The organism is Bradyrhizobium sp. SZCCT0231, assembly GCF_018130245.1.
In the GTDB taxonomy this organism is placed as follows: Bacteria; Pseudomonadota; Alphaproteobacteria; order Rhizobiales; family Xanthobacteraceae; genus Bradyrhizobium; species Bradyrhizobium japonicum_F.
In genome coordinates, this window is the sequence record NZ_JAFCKP010000019.1 from 1 (window position 1) to 15,007 (window position 15,007).

Here is a 15,007-nt window from a genome sequence, read left to right on the forward strand (position 1 = left end):
GCGCTTGGGCGGCACCTGCGCGAGCCTCCCCGAAAACGTCGGTATCAATCCATGCCTGCGCTACCTTAACGCCTATGCGGTCTTCCCTGCGCCCTCTTTCATGTGAGGGTGAAGCCACCAGGCAAAGCTCGGGCGGGATGCGCCGCGAGGATGACGAACTATGTCTATCGTTGAACGAAGGTCTCGTGCCCCGGACGCTGCGCAGCGCCTCTTCGGCGATGCGCTGCAGAGCCGGGGCCCATGTTGCAGCGAGTTGGGCGGCTTCCTGGGTCCCGGCTCTGCGCAGCAGCGTAAGAACGCTGCAGCGCGTCCGGGACACGAGAGCGATGCGCGCTATCACCCCGCACTCCGTCATTGCGAGGAGCCCTTGCGACGAAGCAATCCAGACTGTCTCCGCGGAGGGATTCTGGATTGCTTCGCTCCGCTCGCAATGACGATGCAGAAACAGGTGCGCGTGAAAATTCCGTCCTCGGGTCCCGGCTCAGCGCCGCAACGCTTACGCGCTGCGTCGCGTCCGGGACACGAGAGGATGCATGCTAGACCGGTTTCCCCGTATACGGCATCGACGCCGTCAAGCCGCCGTCGACCGGGAACGCCTGGCCGTTCACATACGACGCCTCGTCGCTCGCCAGGAACAGCCCCATCGCCGCGAGCTCGTGCGGTTGTCCGGCGCGCTGGAGCGGGTTGAGCTGGCCGATCTTGTCTTGGGTGCCGCGCTCCTTGGCGCGGTCGAAGATCGGCTTGGTCATGCCTGTTTCGATCAGGCCCGGGCACACCGCGTTGATGCGCACGCCGGTGCCGGTGAGCGAATAGGCGGTGGTCTGCACCAGAGAGATCACGCCGGCCTTGCTCGCGGCATAGGGATGCCCGCTCGCGCCGGCCTTGAGGCCTGCGACGGACGCCGTCAGCACGATCGCGCCGGACTGCTGCTTGACCATGTGCGGCATGGCGTATTTCACTGCGAGAAACGGCCCGATCAAATTGACGCGCAAGACCTCCTGCCAGTGCTCGACGGTCTGCTCGGCGAGCGGAACGAGCCCGCCGGAGATGCCGGCATTGGCCCAGATCACATCGAGCCGGCCATGCGTCTTCACCGCCTTGTCGATGACGGCGATCACGTCCGTTTCGGAGCCGGCATCCGCGATCATGGCTTCAGCGACACCGCCGGCCTTCTTGATCTCCTCGACGGTCTCCTTGACCGCCTCGGTGCGATCGACCGCGATCAGCTTGGCGCCTTCCCGGGTGAACAGCAGCGCCGCGGCACGGCCGATGCCGCTGCCGGCGCCGGTGATGATGACGGATTTGCCTTGCAGGCGGCCCATGCGCTTCTCCCTTTGGCTCGCACGCGGCCCTTGCCGCGCGACGGAATTTCAAACAAGATTTCAAACGGTAAAGTGTCTTGAGGCACGTTCGTTACTGACGTACAGCGACATCACACGGGATGGAAGGGTTTCGATGGCAGGCGCAGACAAGGCGAATGTGGTCATAACACGATGGTGGTGGGTCCGGCACGCGCCAGTGCGCAATGACGGCGGCAACATCTACGGCCAGTCCGACATCGCCTGCGACACCAGCGACACCTATGTATTCAATGCTGTTGCCAAGGTGCTGCCACGCAAGGCGGTCTGGTACTCGAGCAATCTGATGCGCACCCACCAGACCGCCGAGGCGATCTGGGCGGCCGGCTTCCCAAAGCCTGGGTCGATGAAATGGGAAGCTGATCTCGCCGAGCAGAATCTCGGCCGCTGGCAGGGCATGAACCGCGCCGAATTCATCGCGAGCCGCCCCGTCGGCACGAGCTGGTTCGCCGACATCAACGAGCCGGCGCCCGGCGGCGAGAGCTTCATGGACCTCTACAACCGCACGCGCCGCACCATCGAGCGCATCAACGTGGAGGCGGCCGGGCAGGACATCATCGCGGTCGCGCATGGCGGCACCATCAAGGCCGCGCTGGGGCTCGCGCTGGATGGTCAGCCGGAGCGGGGACTGTCGTTCGACATCGACAACGTGTCGGTGACGCGGCTCGATCATTTCGCAAGTCCCGATCGCACGGTCTGGCGGCTGCCGATGGTGAATCAGCAGCCGTGGATCGCAGATGCTGCGCACGCGGCGATGCACCAGCCGGCGGGACCGGAAGTCAAGAAGCTCGCCTGAAGCTGCTGTCATTCCGGGTTCGATGCCTGGCATCGCCCCGGAATGACGTTGAATATAAAGATCACTCTGGGAGAGAAACATGACCTTGTTCGACATGAAGGGAAAAGTCGCCGTCATCACGGGATCGACGCGCGGCATCGGGCTTGCGATCGCCGAGCGCATGGCCGAGCACGGCGCCAAGGTGGTGATCTCCTCGCGCAAGGCCGACGTGTGCGAGCAGGTGGCGAAGAGCATCAACGACAGATTCGGCAAGGGCACCGCGGTCGCGATCGCCGCGAACATCTCGTCGAAAGAGAATCTGCAAAACCTCGTCGACGAGAGCAACCGTGCCTTCGGCAAGATCGACGTGCTGGTCTGCAATGCCGCGTCGAATCCGTATTACGGCCCGCTCGCCGGCATCTCCGACGATCAGTTCAGAAAAATCCTCGACAACAACATCGTCGCCAACAATTGGCTGATCTCGATGGTTGTGCCGCAGATGATCGAGCGCAAGGACGGCTCGATCATCATCGTCTCATCGATCGGCGGCCTCAAGGGCTCGACCATCCTCGGTGCCTACGCGATCTCGAAAGCCGCCGACATGCAGCTCGCGCGCAACCTCGCCTGCGAATACGGCAAGGACAATATCCGCGTGAACTGCATCGCGCCCGGCCTGATCAAGACCGATTTCGCCAAAGCGCTGTGGGACAATCCGGAGAACCTCAAAGCCTCGACCGCGCGCTCGCCGCTCTTGCGCATCGGCATCCCCGACGAGATCGCGGGCGCGGCCGTGTTCCTGGGTTCGAAGGCCGGCGACTTCATGACCGGCCAGACCATGGTGATCGACGGCGGCGCGACGATTAGTTGAGGTAACGACCGTGTCCCGGACGCGGTGCAGCGTGTAACGCTGCTCCGCAGAGCCGGGACCCAGAAAGCCGAGAACGAGATCGTGGATGCATGGGCCCCGGCTCTGCGCAGCAACGCTAAAGGGGCGTTGCAGCGCGTCCGGGGTACGCAAGGTCACTCCACCGCCGCGTAAACCAGGTCCCGCACCAGTGTGCGCGTAAAATCGCGCTGGCCGGGGCCCTGGCTCATGAACACTGCGAACAGATCTTCCTTCGGATCGATCCAGAAGAACGTGCCGGCAATGCCGCTCCAGAAATACTGTCCGACGCTGCCGGGGAAGGGCGCGATGCCGGCCTCGCGGCGCACGGCAAAGCCGAGACCGAAGCCGTGGCCGGGCGACAGCAGCGTGCCATTCGTCACGACATGCGGCCCGAGGTGATCGGAGGCCATCAGCTCCAGCGTCTTGCGGCCGATGATCCTGTTGCCGTCGAGGGTGCCGCCATTGCGCAGCATCAGGCAGAAGCGGGCATAGTCCATCGTGGTCGAGACCAGGCCGCCGCCGCCGGACTCCATCACCGGCTGCTCGAGCATATTGAACAGCGCGACCTTGTCGCCGGTCCAGGGGTCGGCCGCGAACGGCTCGGCGAGGCGGCCGGCATTGGCCTCGGGTGTGGAGAAGCCGGTCTCAGCCATCTGGAGCGGCGCGAGCACGCGCTCGGTGAGGAACGTGCCGAGCGATTTGCCGCTGACGACTTCGATGATGCGGCCCAAAATATCCGTGGAGCGGCTGTAGTTGAACTCCGCGCCGGGCTGGCAGACCAGCGGAAAGCTCGCCACCAGCGCGGCGTGCTCGGCGTTGGTGATCTTGCGGCTGCGGACGCGGGACTCCTGATAGAGCTTGTGCACGGGGCCGTCGCCCTGGTGCTCATAGGTGAGGCCCGAGGTGTGGCGGAGCAGGTCCTGCACGGTCATGGGCCGCGTCGGTGGCACCAGCTCCAACTTGCCGTCCTTGACGACGCCGACCCGCTGGCTCGCGAACTCCGGGATGAATTTTGCGACGGCGTCGCTGAGCAGGAGGTAGCCATCCTCGACCAGCGCCATGATGCCGACCGAGACGATCGGCTTGGTCATCGAGAAGATGCGGAAGATCGAATCGCGCGCCATCGGCGCCGCGCCCGCCGGGCTCTGCTTGCCGAGCGCCTCGAACCAGCCGATTTGGCCGCCCCTCGCCACCAGCACGGTGACCCCGGGCACGGTTCCCTTGTCGATCTCGCGGCTGAAGGCACCCGACATGGCCTGGAGACGGGGACGCGACAGCCCGAGCGTCTCGGGGCGGGCTTCCGGCAAAGGCGGGGTGTGGAGCGCGATCGTGGCCTGTGGGGCAGCTGTGGCGGTCGCTGTAACGGTCATGGGCACTCCCGATTGTTTTTCGTTATGGCCAACGGACTGTGGCCCAGAAACCCAGGCACAAACAAGCGAAGCCGGCGCGGTTCACCCTTGCAAACCGGCCGCCCTCTGTGCTTGAAAGCGCCCCTGATCCGCGGCGACGCGGGTTCGTAGGAGTGTAGCTCAATTGGTAGAGCACCGGTCTCCAAAACCGGGGGTCGCAGGTTCGAGCCCTGCCACTCCTGCCAGTAAAATCAATCACTTAAGTCAGCTTCTGGCGGGATAGGGACGAGGCGTCCCGCGGGCGAATCGCCACGCGTGAGTCTATCCGCTTGATGTCCGGGGTCAGCAGGCTAGACGGCGCCTAGCGCGCCGGGGCCCGCTCCGCGTCGTCGGGAGTTTGGCTGAGATCGACGTTTCGGATGGGAACGCGGCGCAGCAGCGAGACGATGGTCCCGCCGAGCTCGAAGTAGGTGCGCAGCCGCAACGCGCGGGACGATCCCTTCAGCTCCGCATTCAGGCTCACGGGGACCTGGACGTGGGTGAGGCCGAGCTGGAGCAGGGAGATCAGCGCACAGATCTGGTAGCCGTAGCCGTCGGCCTTGACCGCGATCTGGCGCAGCCATTTCACGGGATAGACGATCATGCTGTGGTAGTCGGACAGCCAGAAGCCGAACAGGCAATTCAGGATGAACCGCAGCGAATGCGACTGGATGGAGCGGTTGATGGAGCGGTCCGACTGGTTGTCGCGATAGGTGATGACGATGTCGGCGGCGCCCGCCGCCTTGAACATGCGGGCAATACCTTCGTTCTGGAAGGCGTGATCGCCGGGAATGAGCGTGATGGCATCGAATTTCGCGCGCGACAGCGCATATTCGAAGCCGGCACCGACACCCCGCCGTTCGGCGTTATGATGCACGATGATGCGCGGCTCGCCGGCCGCGAACTCGTCCATGATCGCGCCGGTGGCGTCGGTGCTGCCGTCGTCGATCAGGAAGATCTCGAAATCATCAAGCAGCTCGCGGGCGAGCGGCAGCACGCCGTCGATGGTGTCGGCGATCTTGTCCTGCTCGTTCAGTGCAGGAATGACGATCGTAAGCTTTTTTGCCGCCCTGGAAGGTGTCATTTTATGCCGCCGTTGCCGGCCACTCTTTACTGGTGGAACCCCGGCGCAACTTTAGGTCATCTGGGCGGGGCGAACAATGCGGCTCGCCGATATGGTCCACACAACCGTCACGAAACCGGCAATGTGTGTGTTCCGTGCAACTAGTCGGAAAAATCATAAAGACTGGTATCGCCAATGCCGAAGGCGCGGCGCAGCCGTCCGACATGGCCTGCCATGGTCCGGCCCGCCGCCGTCGCCACGAAGTGTGAACCGACCGGTTCGACCAGGCCACCATCGACCAGGTTCCCAATTCGTCCCTGGAACAGACCTGGAACCTGCGTTTCGGCGATCTCCGAAAGCGGGGCCCTCCGGCCGGGCCGGTCGACGAGGCCGAGCAGGATGTCCAGGGACACCGATTTGTACACTGCGCCAAAGGCGAAAACGTAAGCCATGACGCAAAATCCGAAGATCGACGCGGCGTCCCAATACTGAAATTGCGGGACGACGAAAATTCCGAGCGTCACACCGAGACCATGCGAGACGACCGCGGCGATCGCGAGCAGGGTGACGGGTCCGAACGACCATGCGCGAGCGCGGGCCGTGAGCTGCAAGGCCGGCGCCAGCAGGGCGAAGACGACGACGGCGACGAGCCCGACAGCGAAGGACATCGTGCCGCTCACCCGAGGCCCGTCGACAGACGAACGAGTTTGACGAGATGTGCGACCGCCACCCCCTTGGCCGTCGGGGCCAGCCTGTTGCCTGCCGCGATCACCATCCCCGCGCCGACCAGGAGCTTCAGGCGGTTGTGCGTGAACGCGCCGAGATCTCCGCCCTGCATGTACGCCTCGGCCCATTGCTCCAGGGTGAGGGGACGTTCGGCCTGGACGAGTGCCGTGAGCAGCGTCAGCGTAAAGCCCCACGCCAGCAGACTGAACAGGATGTAGCAGAGCATCAACGCTGTCCCCAACAGCAGGAGACCGCCAAGCACGTCGTCGAGGTGTCGCTGCCCTGGAAGGGCGATACAGGCGATCGCGTAAAGCGCGATGATGCTGACGCACCCCAACCGGAAGCGGCGGCCGGATCCGCCAGTGGCGGCGATGCGCGCGTAACACAGCAACAGCAGTGGAAAGGCGATGCTGAGACCAATCGCGGCGGCTTGCGCCGGGCCCGGTAGCATGTTCATTGTGGAAAATCGTCCCGAACGCCTCTCAGGCCCAGCCAGAGCGAAAGTCTATAGGAGGTCGTATTTTTGCGGTCAAGGGAGCCCGGCGTCCCAGCACTTGCGGTCGCCACGTGGGCGTGCGAAATCCTGGCCGGCGATGTCCTCCCTTTCCCGTCCGAGCTTGCCCCCGTTGCTGCGCGCGATAGCCATTCTGATCGTCGTGTTGCTGGTGGCACATGCGCCGATGCTCCTGAATGACGGCCTCTTCATGGACGACTGGCTGGTGCTCAAGCCGCGTCCGGACTATTTCGTCGACATTGATTTCCTGCTGAACGGCGCCGGTCATCCGATCTTCTTCAGCTACGACACGTTCGCGAACTGGACGGGCGCCCCGGTCGTCGTGATGGTATCGCTGGCGCTCGCCGGAATTGTCTTCGGCGCGGTATGTCTGATGCTGACGGCGACACGGCTCGATCTGCTCGACCGTTCCGAAGCGGTCGTCTTCGCCCTGTTCGTCTGGACCTATCCCGGCTATCAGCTTTGGGCCGGCAAGGCGAACGCGGTCTATGTCTTCAGCTTCGGACTCCTGTTCGTCGGCGCATGGCTGCTGACGCTTGCCTTCAGCGCGCAGGGCTGGCGGCGTGTGTTGCTTCGCGTGGCCTGTGCATGCCTATTCGTGCTCAGCTTCGCGCTCAACTCGACGGTCGTGCTCTATGCCTGTGTCATGCTTGGACTGTTCGTTGCAACATGGCGGAGCGGAGCCGTTGCGCATGGCTTCATTCGTCGTGCATGGCTCGCAGCCTGGCGCTGCGCTTTGGGCTATCCGGAATTGATCGCGCTTCCTCTTGTCTATGCGGGCACGCTCGGTATCTGGTTCAAGCGCATCGGTTTGTACGCGCAGCATTATGGCGCCCATTTGCCGACGCTCGGGGAGCTGGCGAACGGATGGAAGGCGTTCTTCGACGCCGGCTACAGGGACGTCGTGGCCCACGCGATCGGGGCGGCGATCCAGGTCCCGGCGTCCTTCATCCTGGCTGCGGTGCTCGTCGGCGTCGCATTGCTGCTACTTCGTCCCGGCACGGAAGCAACTGCAAGACGGGCGACCGCCTTGCCGCTCATCCTCGCCGTTGTTTTGTTCCTCGGGTTGTCCTCGCCCTATCTGATTGCCGGCCTGCGACCCTCGTCCCAGCATTTTTACGAAAGCCGTCACCTGCTGCTGTTTGGCGTGCCGGCGGGGCTGGCGCTTCTCGCGTTCAAGCGTCAGGCCGAACGTTGGATCGGCCCCACCGCCGCCGTTGCGATGTTGTTCGGATTGGGCTCGATCCTGTGGATCGGAATGCTGTGGAATGACTACGTCTTCATGCAGGCGAGAACGCTGAAGCAGGAGGCTCTGACGCGCAGCCTCGCCGACCGGATCCAGCCCGCGGCGACGGTCTACGCGCTCGACGACCGATTCTTCGACTATCGGTCACGGGACGTGCCGTTCGGCCTGGCCGAAGTCACCGGTATGCTCCGGCTCGCCTGGGGCAATCAGCCCTTCTTCGGGTTTGCCTTGCGTGCCGAGCGGCCCGACATCCTCCAGGAAATGGAGTGGAAGCGGGCTGCTCCGGGAACTGCATTCCGTCATTTCGATCCGTCGGGACCGCAGGCGACGATCTCGTTGACGGCGGGCTCTGGAGCTGCGTCGGACCGGGCATTGGTGCGAAGGTACTACGCGTGTCGGTTGCTGGCGCGCTGTGACGTTGCAGAGTTTCTGGCTCAACTCGCGCAGGTCAAGATCACGGTCGGCCCGATCGCTGGAATCTTGCCGCTCAACGGCGCCAGCGAGGATGTCTCGCCTAGCCGCTAGCTCGCCGCTTCCAGATCGCTTCTGCAAGCGCGATGTCGGTCACCGAGTCTTGGCCGGACGCGAGGGGCATCCGTCGTTCGATAATATCGGAGACAAAGGCAACGGCCTGTCGCCGAAATGCCCAGCTGGTTGCATGCACGAGCTGCGTGGACTCGTCTTGATGATCGAGGATGACCCGTGCCTCCTCTTCGGCGAAGGGCGCGGGCAATTCGATGGTCAGGGCGCCGCGCTCGAAATCGATCGTCAGTCCCTCGCGCCAGGCACCCTCGGACCCGTTCACGAGATCCAGCGTGCAAGCGATGCCGTCGAAGTCGAGGGTGACGCGCGCGGCTCCCGAGGTCTCGACGGAGCTGTCGGCGACCGTTGGCGAGGATCCGAGCAGGTAGCGCGCCAGATTGATGATATGGCTGAAGACGTTCAGAAAATTGTCATAGCCGGCACGCATCGCGCTCGGCATCCAGTCGGGACCATCCTGCCAGAGCTCGATCCCGTCCGGCCGTGCTTCGCCGGTCATCACGAAATTATCGCGCGATCGACCGGTGTCGCCGCCGAAGCACCAGCCCTTGGCGCGGACAACGCGTCCGAGCGACTGGTCGTTGCGCAGCCGCGTCAGCACCTCGAGCGCCCGTGCCACACCGGCATCGTGACGCTTCATGTAGCCGATGCTGTAGACGAGGTTTTGCCGCCGCGCCGCTTCGACCAGCAACGTAGCCTGAGCCGTCGTGTAGGCCATCGGTTTTTCCGACAGCACGTGGCGGCCGCTGTTCAGCGCGTCCAGCACGATAGGGCCGGTGGCGCGACGCTTCGTCACGACGACGACGGCGGACACGGCGCCGTCCGCGAGGAGCTCCCGATGCGTGCCGTAGACCCGCGAGATGCCGAACTTCTGCGCTGCGGCGGCAGCGAGATCCGGCCGGAGATCGGCGATCGCGACGACGCGGCAGGCGGGATTGGCAGCGAAATTGGCGAGGTGGCACATCTGGCCGACCATGCCCGTTCCGATGATGCCAATGCCTGGCTTCACTGGCTACGATCCTTCAAGGCGCTTCCGGACGACGAGGAAATGCGCCGGTTGACCCCAGGTGTTGATGAACGCCGGATCCGACTGGGTGAGGGCGGTGACCGCGGACACGTCCCGTCGCCCGATCGTGCCGAAGATGCGATGGAAGCTGTCGAGCGTCGCAATGATGGCTTCGATGTCGGCAGCATCGTCGGCGAGAATTTCTGCCGTGCGTATCGTCTCGCGCAGAGACGCGAGGCCCGCGACCACGCGCGGCAGGCTCTCGCCGAAGGGATCGTCGATCATCCCATCGACGTCGAGAACCAGAGCCTCGATCGATGCCGAGATCGCCTCCACGGCATCGGCCTTGCCGACCAGGTAGAGCTTTCGTCCGCCGAGGAAGCTCAGGCGGCTGCGGTCGAGATGGCGCGTCGCGCGCCGCAGCTTCTCGTCGTCGGACAGGATCTTCTTGTGCCAGTAGACGTCCAGGCTGTCGCGATAGGCTGGCCATGCCGAATGGATGTCGAATCCCTGTTCGTGCGCTGCCGTGCACAAGCCCGCCGCATCGAGGAAGTACCGATGCCGGACGAAGGGATTTTCGAGCACGTCCATCAGCCAGGATTCGAAGCTGCGGGTGTGCGGAATGCTGTTCCACTTCGCATCGAACAGCGTCTTCGCCGTTTCGAGCGCAGGGCGGCCTGACAATGCCTTGCCGGCCGCATGGATTGCCTTGAGCGCCAGCTCGAAGAAGCCGCCATAGCGCTCATAATAGGAGACGACGGCGTAACCATCCGGATTGAGCAGCCGGTGAAAAATGCCGAGCCATTTTTCGCTCGGCTGCACCGTGTAGATGAATCCCTCGGCATCGATGATGTCGAAACCGCGGTCGCTGCGGAATCCCTCGACATCGGCCAGTGCGAGCTCGCGGAGCCGCTCGGTCAAGCCGAAATGCGCGAAATAGGCCTTGATCTTCGGGTGTGCATGCCGGTTCGGCTCAGCGAGCGTCATATTCGCGCCCCAGCCAGCAAACACCAGAGCGTTCTCGCCGGAATCAGGACCGAATTCGAGCACCTCGGCATTGCGGAACAGCCGCGGCGGCAGCACCAGCTTGTCCGAGAACAGCTCGCGCCGCTGACTGGCATAGGCTTCGAGCTCGGCCGACGACTTGAAATTTCCGAACGTCGGCAGGACGTCCTGACGTTCGTAATAGTTGAAGAGCTTGTCTTCAGCCATGCCGCGACCCTGCGGCCGCCTCGAGACGATCGAGCTCGCTCCAGATGTCGGAGGGCGCGAAGATCGAAGCGATGTGCAGCGGACGCTTCACATGTTCCCGCAGCCGGCTGCTGACCTTGGCTTCGTTCTCCTCGTTCACGGCGAGAAGACAGACGAGCGGCCCCGACTTGCCGGCGAGCTCCTCGGGCGAACGGATCGGGATGCCGGTGCCGGGCAGGAACAGCCCCTGACGCTCCTTCTGATCATCGACCGAGAGGTCGATGAGATCCGCCAGCTCGTGGGCATTGGTGAAGGTGCAGGCGCGGCAGCCGGCGCCGTAGATGGCGATCTCGGCACCATTGGCGCGGGCCTTGGCGAGGATCGGACGAAGGCGCGCGCCGTACTCCCGTGCGCGCTGACCGAATTTCTCGCCGACGCCGGATGGCGCAGGCGGCGGCGTCACGTCGCCCTTGGCAAGACGGGCTGCGATCGCGAGGCTGCCGCCGCTGAAATTGTATTTCTTCACGGACACCGCCTCGAAGCCATGGCGCGCCAGCAGGGCGAGCAGGGTCGGCTCGGTGAAATAGCTGACGTGCTCCTCCCAGAGGACGGAGAGGTCTCCCGCCGTCGACCCGGGCGCGAAATCAGGCACGTCGATGAACAGCAGCCCCTCGTCGCTGAGCGCGATCTTCACGCAGTCGAAGAAGTTCTCGAAATCGACGATGTGCTCCAGCACCTGACGCGAGACGACGAGGTCGAACTTGCTGGCCTGGGCGACCGCGTCGTGACACAGCGCCGGGCTGATCATGTCGGAATAGACCTTGATGCCGCGCTCGCGGGCGATCTTGCCCGACACCGGGTTGGGCTCCACGCCCACCAATACCTTCGCGCCGCGTTCGCGCAGCCTGTCCATGAACAGGCCGTCGTTGCATCCGATCTCGAACACGGACTGATGCTTCGAGAATTTCGCGATGGTGTCGAGCTCGTCGACCTGGTGCGGCTCCGGCTTCCAGCTGCTGAAATTGTAGTTGAACTGGCGATACAGGATGTCGGGATCGATCGGCTTGACGATCTGCGGCAGACCGCAATCGCCGCAGGCCAGCACCTCGAACGGATACCGTTCCTCCTGCTCGTTTCGGCTGTGCCGAAGCCGATGCGCAATCGGCATCAGGCCGAGGTCGATGACCGGTCGCAGGTTGGTCGAATGGCAAAGGCGGCAATGGTCGGTCACTGGTCTGAGCCTGTGCAGGAATGACAGGGGAACAACAGCCCCCGGGGTGAAAACTCAACGTAGCTGAAGCCTATATAGTGGCCTAGCCTGCGCCACAATTCCTAAGTTGCCCTGTCCACCAGCGGCCGGACCAGCGTGGCGCCACACGGTGGTATTTGAGCAAGAGCATCCGGCTCGTCCGGTCACCGCTGCAGTTCCGTGCCGCCTCATTCAGGTTCGCGCAATTACCGCTGATGGAGCGGCGCAGCAGCATCATCCTGTTCGGCGGTGTAAGTCGCACGCTCCGGTGCAAGCAGCCACACAGCACCCCCGATGACGCCGACCATGAGATTGCCGAGCCCAAACAAGATCGATATCGCGAGCGCCTTGTCGGGTGCGATGCCGACGAGACCGAGCGCACCGACCATCGCTCCCTCACGAATGCCCCATCCTCCGATGGAAAGCGGGACAGCGGCCGCCATAATCACCAGCGGAACGAGGACGAATGCGTCAAGTACGGACAACCCGGCGTCCAGCCCAATCGCGAGGGCATAACAAGCTGTGACGGTCAGAAGATGAACAACAATAGCCGAACCAAACAGTGCCTTACGTCCTGCTCGCGCGAGCAGCGGAGCCTCGAGAAGCATCGCAAATTGCACGATCCTGACGGGAAGAACTGCAGTCACTCGGGCCGGCAACCGATTCAACATGATTAGGACAATTGCGCCGAAGTACGCGGCAGCGACAATACCTACGACGGCGAACAGCAAGACATCGTCATGGATGCGCGAGATCAAAATCGGCATTCCCGCCAAGATGAGGAAGCCGAGGGCCAGAAGGCCGATGAACCGGTCTGCGATAATGCTGCTAAGGGTCAGCGACCACTGTATGCCGTGCCGCCGCAACATCCATATACGGACCGCTTCGCCGCCAGAGGGCAACACCTGATTGAACCAGGCGCTCGCAAGGAGAATGCGCCACCCGGCCAGCCAATCCAGAGAAACGCCCATCGTGCGCAGGATCAAGATCCAGCGGTTGCACAGGGCGAACGTCTGCGCGCACAACAGCAACATCGCCAGTGCGAGCATGTGTAATTTAACAGCGAGAAGGTCGGCCTTGAGTGAGGAAAGATCGAAGTCGCGTGCGATCAGAACGATGAGGCCGGCCGAGACCATGAGCTTGGTCAGGACAATGATTGTCTTCTTGCCAGGAAGCATCGTCAGCCCGTTCCGCCCGTGATCAACCAGTTTCCTCCGGCACCGCGCATCGGCTGAACGGCACTAACTCTTGTCAGAATGAGTAGGATGATCAAGGGATGCGATAGTATGAACATCGCGGTGCGCCTATCGAGTTCCTGAAGCGGAATCTTCGCAGGCGGGTGTGGGGAGAGCCAGCAGCCAGGCGGATCCGCGTACTCCAGGCCGGCCGCAAGGTGGCCGGTATTCTGCTCTTGCCAGGGGGATCGGCAGATCATCCTTCAATTGCACGAGCTCGCCGCGACCCTGCGTGGCCGAAGGCGCTTCCTTGAGGACGGCCTTCACTAGTTCGACCAATCCGATGTCGTCGGGCTGCGGAATTCCCGGCGCAGCGCGATAGCGCCAGGTCTCGCGGCGTGGCGGACAGGGAAAAAACTCGAGGTAGGAAACCGTGCAGTTGCCGCTCGGGACGGCGCCAGGGTTCTGAAAATCCCCGCAATAATCAGTGTAGACAAACGATCGTTCGCGATTTTCATCGCGCAACATCATCTGCGCAACGTTCATGTCACTGGCGCCAAGACACCGGGACCGAAATGAGATGATGTGGCTGTTCTCAACTTGGAGCTTCACGACCTTTGGCTCGGGATCCGCAAGCAAGGCTGCCCGAACTTGCCGCTGCAGGTCTGCGTTGATCAGACCGTCATACAGCAGCCATTTTGAATCCTGCGCCATGGCCAGCGCGAAGACTGCGATCAGGCCGCCCGCGACCGCTGCGCGCAGACGCGATGTCGGAATCATTTGTATGACGGTGGCCGCCAATATCAATATGCCGAGTTGCGAGGCGAAGAGCAGCCTCGATTCTCCCCTGGTCACGTCGCCATAGGTCCCGGTCAGGGCGAAGGGCATAGCGCCAAGGATGGCAATCGCGGCTCCCGACAAGAGCAGCGCCAGCACACGCCTGATCGAGCCGCGACCCTCGAATACCCAGGGCATCCACAAAGCTCTGGAAGAGAGGAGAGCGAAACCCGCCATCGCAACCAACGTCAGCACCGTCCAGGCAGAATGGCCCAGCAGCGCGGACCCATGGGAGTAGGCGTAGGACAGGCCCTGCGGGAACGCCATGAGGTGCTCAGACAGCGAGTGGCCTATGACGGTGAGGTCGCGCGCAAAGCTATATTGTCCGGCGTAGTGACCGCTCTTTCCCAGGATGGTTAGCCGCAGCATGATCACAGCCGCGATCACCAGCCAGAACGGCGCAAGGCGCACGAGCCTACGCTTCCAGGTTTCGAGAGCGGACCAGGTCAGCACGATGCGGAGCGGTTCAAGCGCGATCAGCATTTCGAGCGACAACGAGAAAAAAAGAGCGATCGGCGCTGCCCATCGAAGTGCCCGCACCTTCGAATATGTCAACGCGTAGGACAGCAAATAGAACAGCAGGAAGAAATCGTAGACCGCGTTGAGTGTCAGGCGAATTGCATAGAACGGGCTGAGTAGGAACAGAGCGGTGACAAGTGCGGCGATCTGCCTTGTATGCGATGATCGAGACAGGATGGAGTAGAGCAACAAGCCGTTGACTAGATGGCAGCCTAGTCCGGCGAGCCGTGCAGCGAGATCGGGAGTATCGTTCAAGAGCGCCACAAACAGCGTCATGGGAATTGCGAAGCCGGCGTGTGCCGACTCCCACAGCACGCGAGCGACGCCGGTCGGACCTTGAGTCCAGTAGATGTAGTACACGGTCCAGTCGTCGCCGAAGACCTCACGCGCGAACAGCGCGGGCACGCTCGTAACAAAGGCGAGAGCCAGAGCCACGTAGACATATCCAATGCCCGATCGCGCCCGTTCTGCGAGAGCTGCTGCTTTTAGACCCGCATTCATGCGACAATCATCGAACCCGGCGGAGCTGGCCAT

At 63.1% G+C, this 15,007-nt stretch carries 13 protein-coding genes and 1 tRNA gene; 4 read left to right on the top strand and 10 right to left on the bottom strand.

Annotated features, from left to right (window positions below; all coding sequences use genetic code 11):
* Nucleotides 1-536 precede the first annotated feature (536 nt).
* A complete protein-coding gene (locus tag JQ566_RS29675; protein ID WP_212379028.1) occupies nucleotides 537-1,322 on the bottom strand; it encodes an SDR family NAD(P)-dependent oxidoreductase in 786 nt (261 codons plus the stop codon).
* A gap of 133 nt (nucleotides 1,323-1,455) precedes the next feature.
* Here JQ566_RS29675 and JQ566_RS29680 point away from each other — a divergent pair, with 133 nt between their 5' ends.
* Entirely contained in the window at nucleotides 1,456-2,154 is a 699-nt protein-coding gene (locus tag JQ566_RS29680; RefSeq protein WP_212379030.1) for a histidine phosphatase family protein, read from the top strand.
* A 79-nt stretch (nucleotides 2,155-2,233) separates the two neighbouring features.
* Nucleotides 2,234-3,001 carry an SDR family NAD(P)-dependent oxidoreductase gene (locus tag JQ566_RS29685; protein WP_212379032.1) on the top strand — a complete coding sequence of 256 codons (768 nt, stop codon included), beginning with the start codon at nucleotides 2,234-2,236 and terminating at the stop codon, nucleotides 2,999-3,001.
* Between the two features lie 152 nt (nucleotides 3,002-3,153).
* On the opposite strand, the gene JQ566_RS29690 is transcribed toward JQ566_RS29685, so the two are convergent.
* Nucleotides 3,154-4,389, bottom strand: a complete 1,236-nt coding sequence (locus JQ566_RS29690) for a serine hydrolase domain-containing protein (RefSeq protein ID WP_212379034.1) — start codon at nucleotides 4,387-4,389, stop codon at nucleotides 3,154-3,156.
* 148 nt (nucleotides 4,390-4,537) lie between these two features.
* Here JQ566_RS29690 and JQ566_RS29695 point away from each other — a divergent pair.
* Nucleotides 4,538-4,613: transfer RNA gene (locus JQ566_RS29695), tRNA-Trp, on the top strand.
* Nucleotides 4,614-4,729: 116 nt separating this feature from the next.
* Here the strand turns inward: JQ566_RS29695 and JQ566_RS29700 are convergent.
* The 3 genes from JQ566_RS29700 to JQ566_RS29710 form a co-directional block, all read right to left on the bottom strand.
* Nucleotides 4,730-5,491: a glycosyltransferase family 2 protein gene (locus JQ566_RS29700; protein ID WP_212379036.1), complete on the bottom strand. Its 762-nt coding sequence runs from the start codon at nucleotides 5,489-5,491 to the stop codon at nucleotides 4,730-4,732.
* Nucleotides 5,492-5,631: 140 nt separating this feature from the next.
* On the bottom strand, nucleotides 5,632-6,150 hold the full coding sequence (locus JQ566_RS29705) for a hypothetical protein (RefSeq protein ID WP_349643366.1): 519 nt from the start codon (nucleotides 6,148-6,150) through the stop codon (nucleotides 5,632-5,634).
* Nucleotides 6,147-6,653 (bottom strand): hypothetical protein, encoded by a 507-nt coding sequence (locus tag JQ566_RS29710; protein WP_212379038.1) that lies wholly within the window; start codon nucleotides 6,651-6,653, stop codon nucleotides 6,147-6,149. Before JQ566_RS29710 ends, JQ566_RS29705 begins: the two co-directional genes overlap by 4 nt.
* Before the next feature lie 169 nt (nucleotides 6,654-6,822).
* Here JQ566_RS29710 and JQ566_RS29715 point away from each other — a divergent pair, with 169 nt between their 5' ends.
* Nucleotides 6,823-8,481 (top strand): hypothetical protein, encoded by a 1,659-nt coding sequence (locus JQ566_RS29715; protein ID WP_249139883.1) that lies wholly within the window; start codon nucleotides 6,823-6,825, stop codon nucleotides 8,479-8,481.
* On the opposite strand, the gene JQ566_RS29720 is transcribed toward JQ566_RS29715, so the two are convergent.
* From JQ566_RS29720 to JQ566_RS29740, 5 genes are all read right to left on the bottom strand, one after another.
* A complete protein-coding gene (locus tag JQ566_RS29720) occupies nucleotides 8,471-9,505 on the bottom strand; it encodes a Gfo/Idh/MocA family protein (RefSeq protein ID WP_212379041.1) in 1,035 nt (344 codons plus the stop codon). The two genes, JQ566_RS29715 and JQ566_RS29720, sit on opposite strands and share 11 nt — an antisense overlap.
* A gap of 3 nt (nucleotides 9,506-9,508) precedes the next feature.
* Nucleotides 9,509-10,714: a class I SAM-dependent methyltransferase gene (locus JQ566_RS29725; protein ID WP_212379043.1), complete on the bottom strand. Its 1,206-nt coding sequence runs from the start codon at nucleotides 10,712-10,714 to the stop codon at nucleotides 9,509-9,511.
* Nucleotides 10,707-11,924 carry a class I SAM-dependent methyltransferase gene (locus JQ566_RS29730; RefSeq protein WP_212379045.1) on the bottom strand — a complete coding sequence of 406 codons (1,218 nt, stop codon included), beginning with the start codon at nucleotides 11,922-11,924 and terminating at the stop codon, nucleotides 10,707-10,709. The genes JQ566_RS29725 and JQ566_RS29730 overlap by 8 nt, the downstream gene beginning before the upstream one ends.
* A gap of 224 nt (nucleotides 11,925-12,148) precedes the next feature.
* Nucleotides 12,149-13,120, bottom strand: a complete 972-nt coding sequence (locus tag JQ566_RS29735) for a lysylphosphatidylglycerol synthase transmembrane domain-containing protein (RefSeq protein ID WP_212379047.1) — start codon at nucleotides 13,118-13,120, stop codon at nucleotides 12,149-12,151.
* Between the two features lie 126 nt (nucleotides 13,121-13,246).
* Complete coding sequence (locus JQ566_RS29740; RefSeq protein WP_212379049.1) at nucleotides 13,247-15,007, bottom strand: hypothetical protein; 1,761 nt, start codon at nucleotides 15,005-15,007, stop codon at nucleotides 13,247-13,249.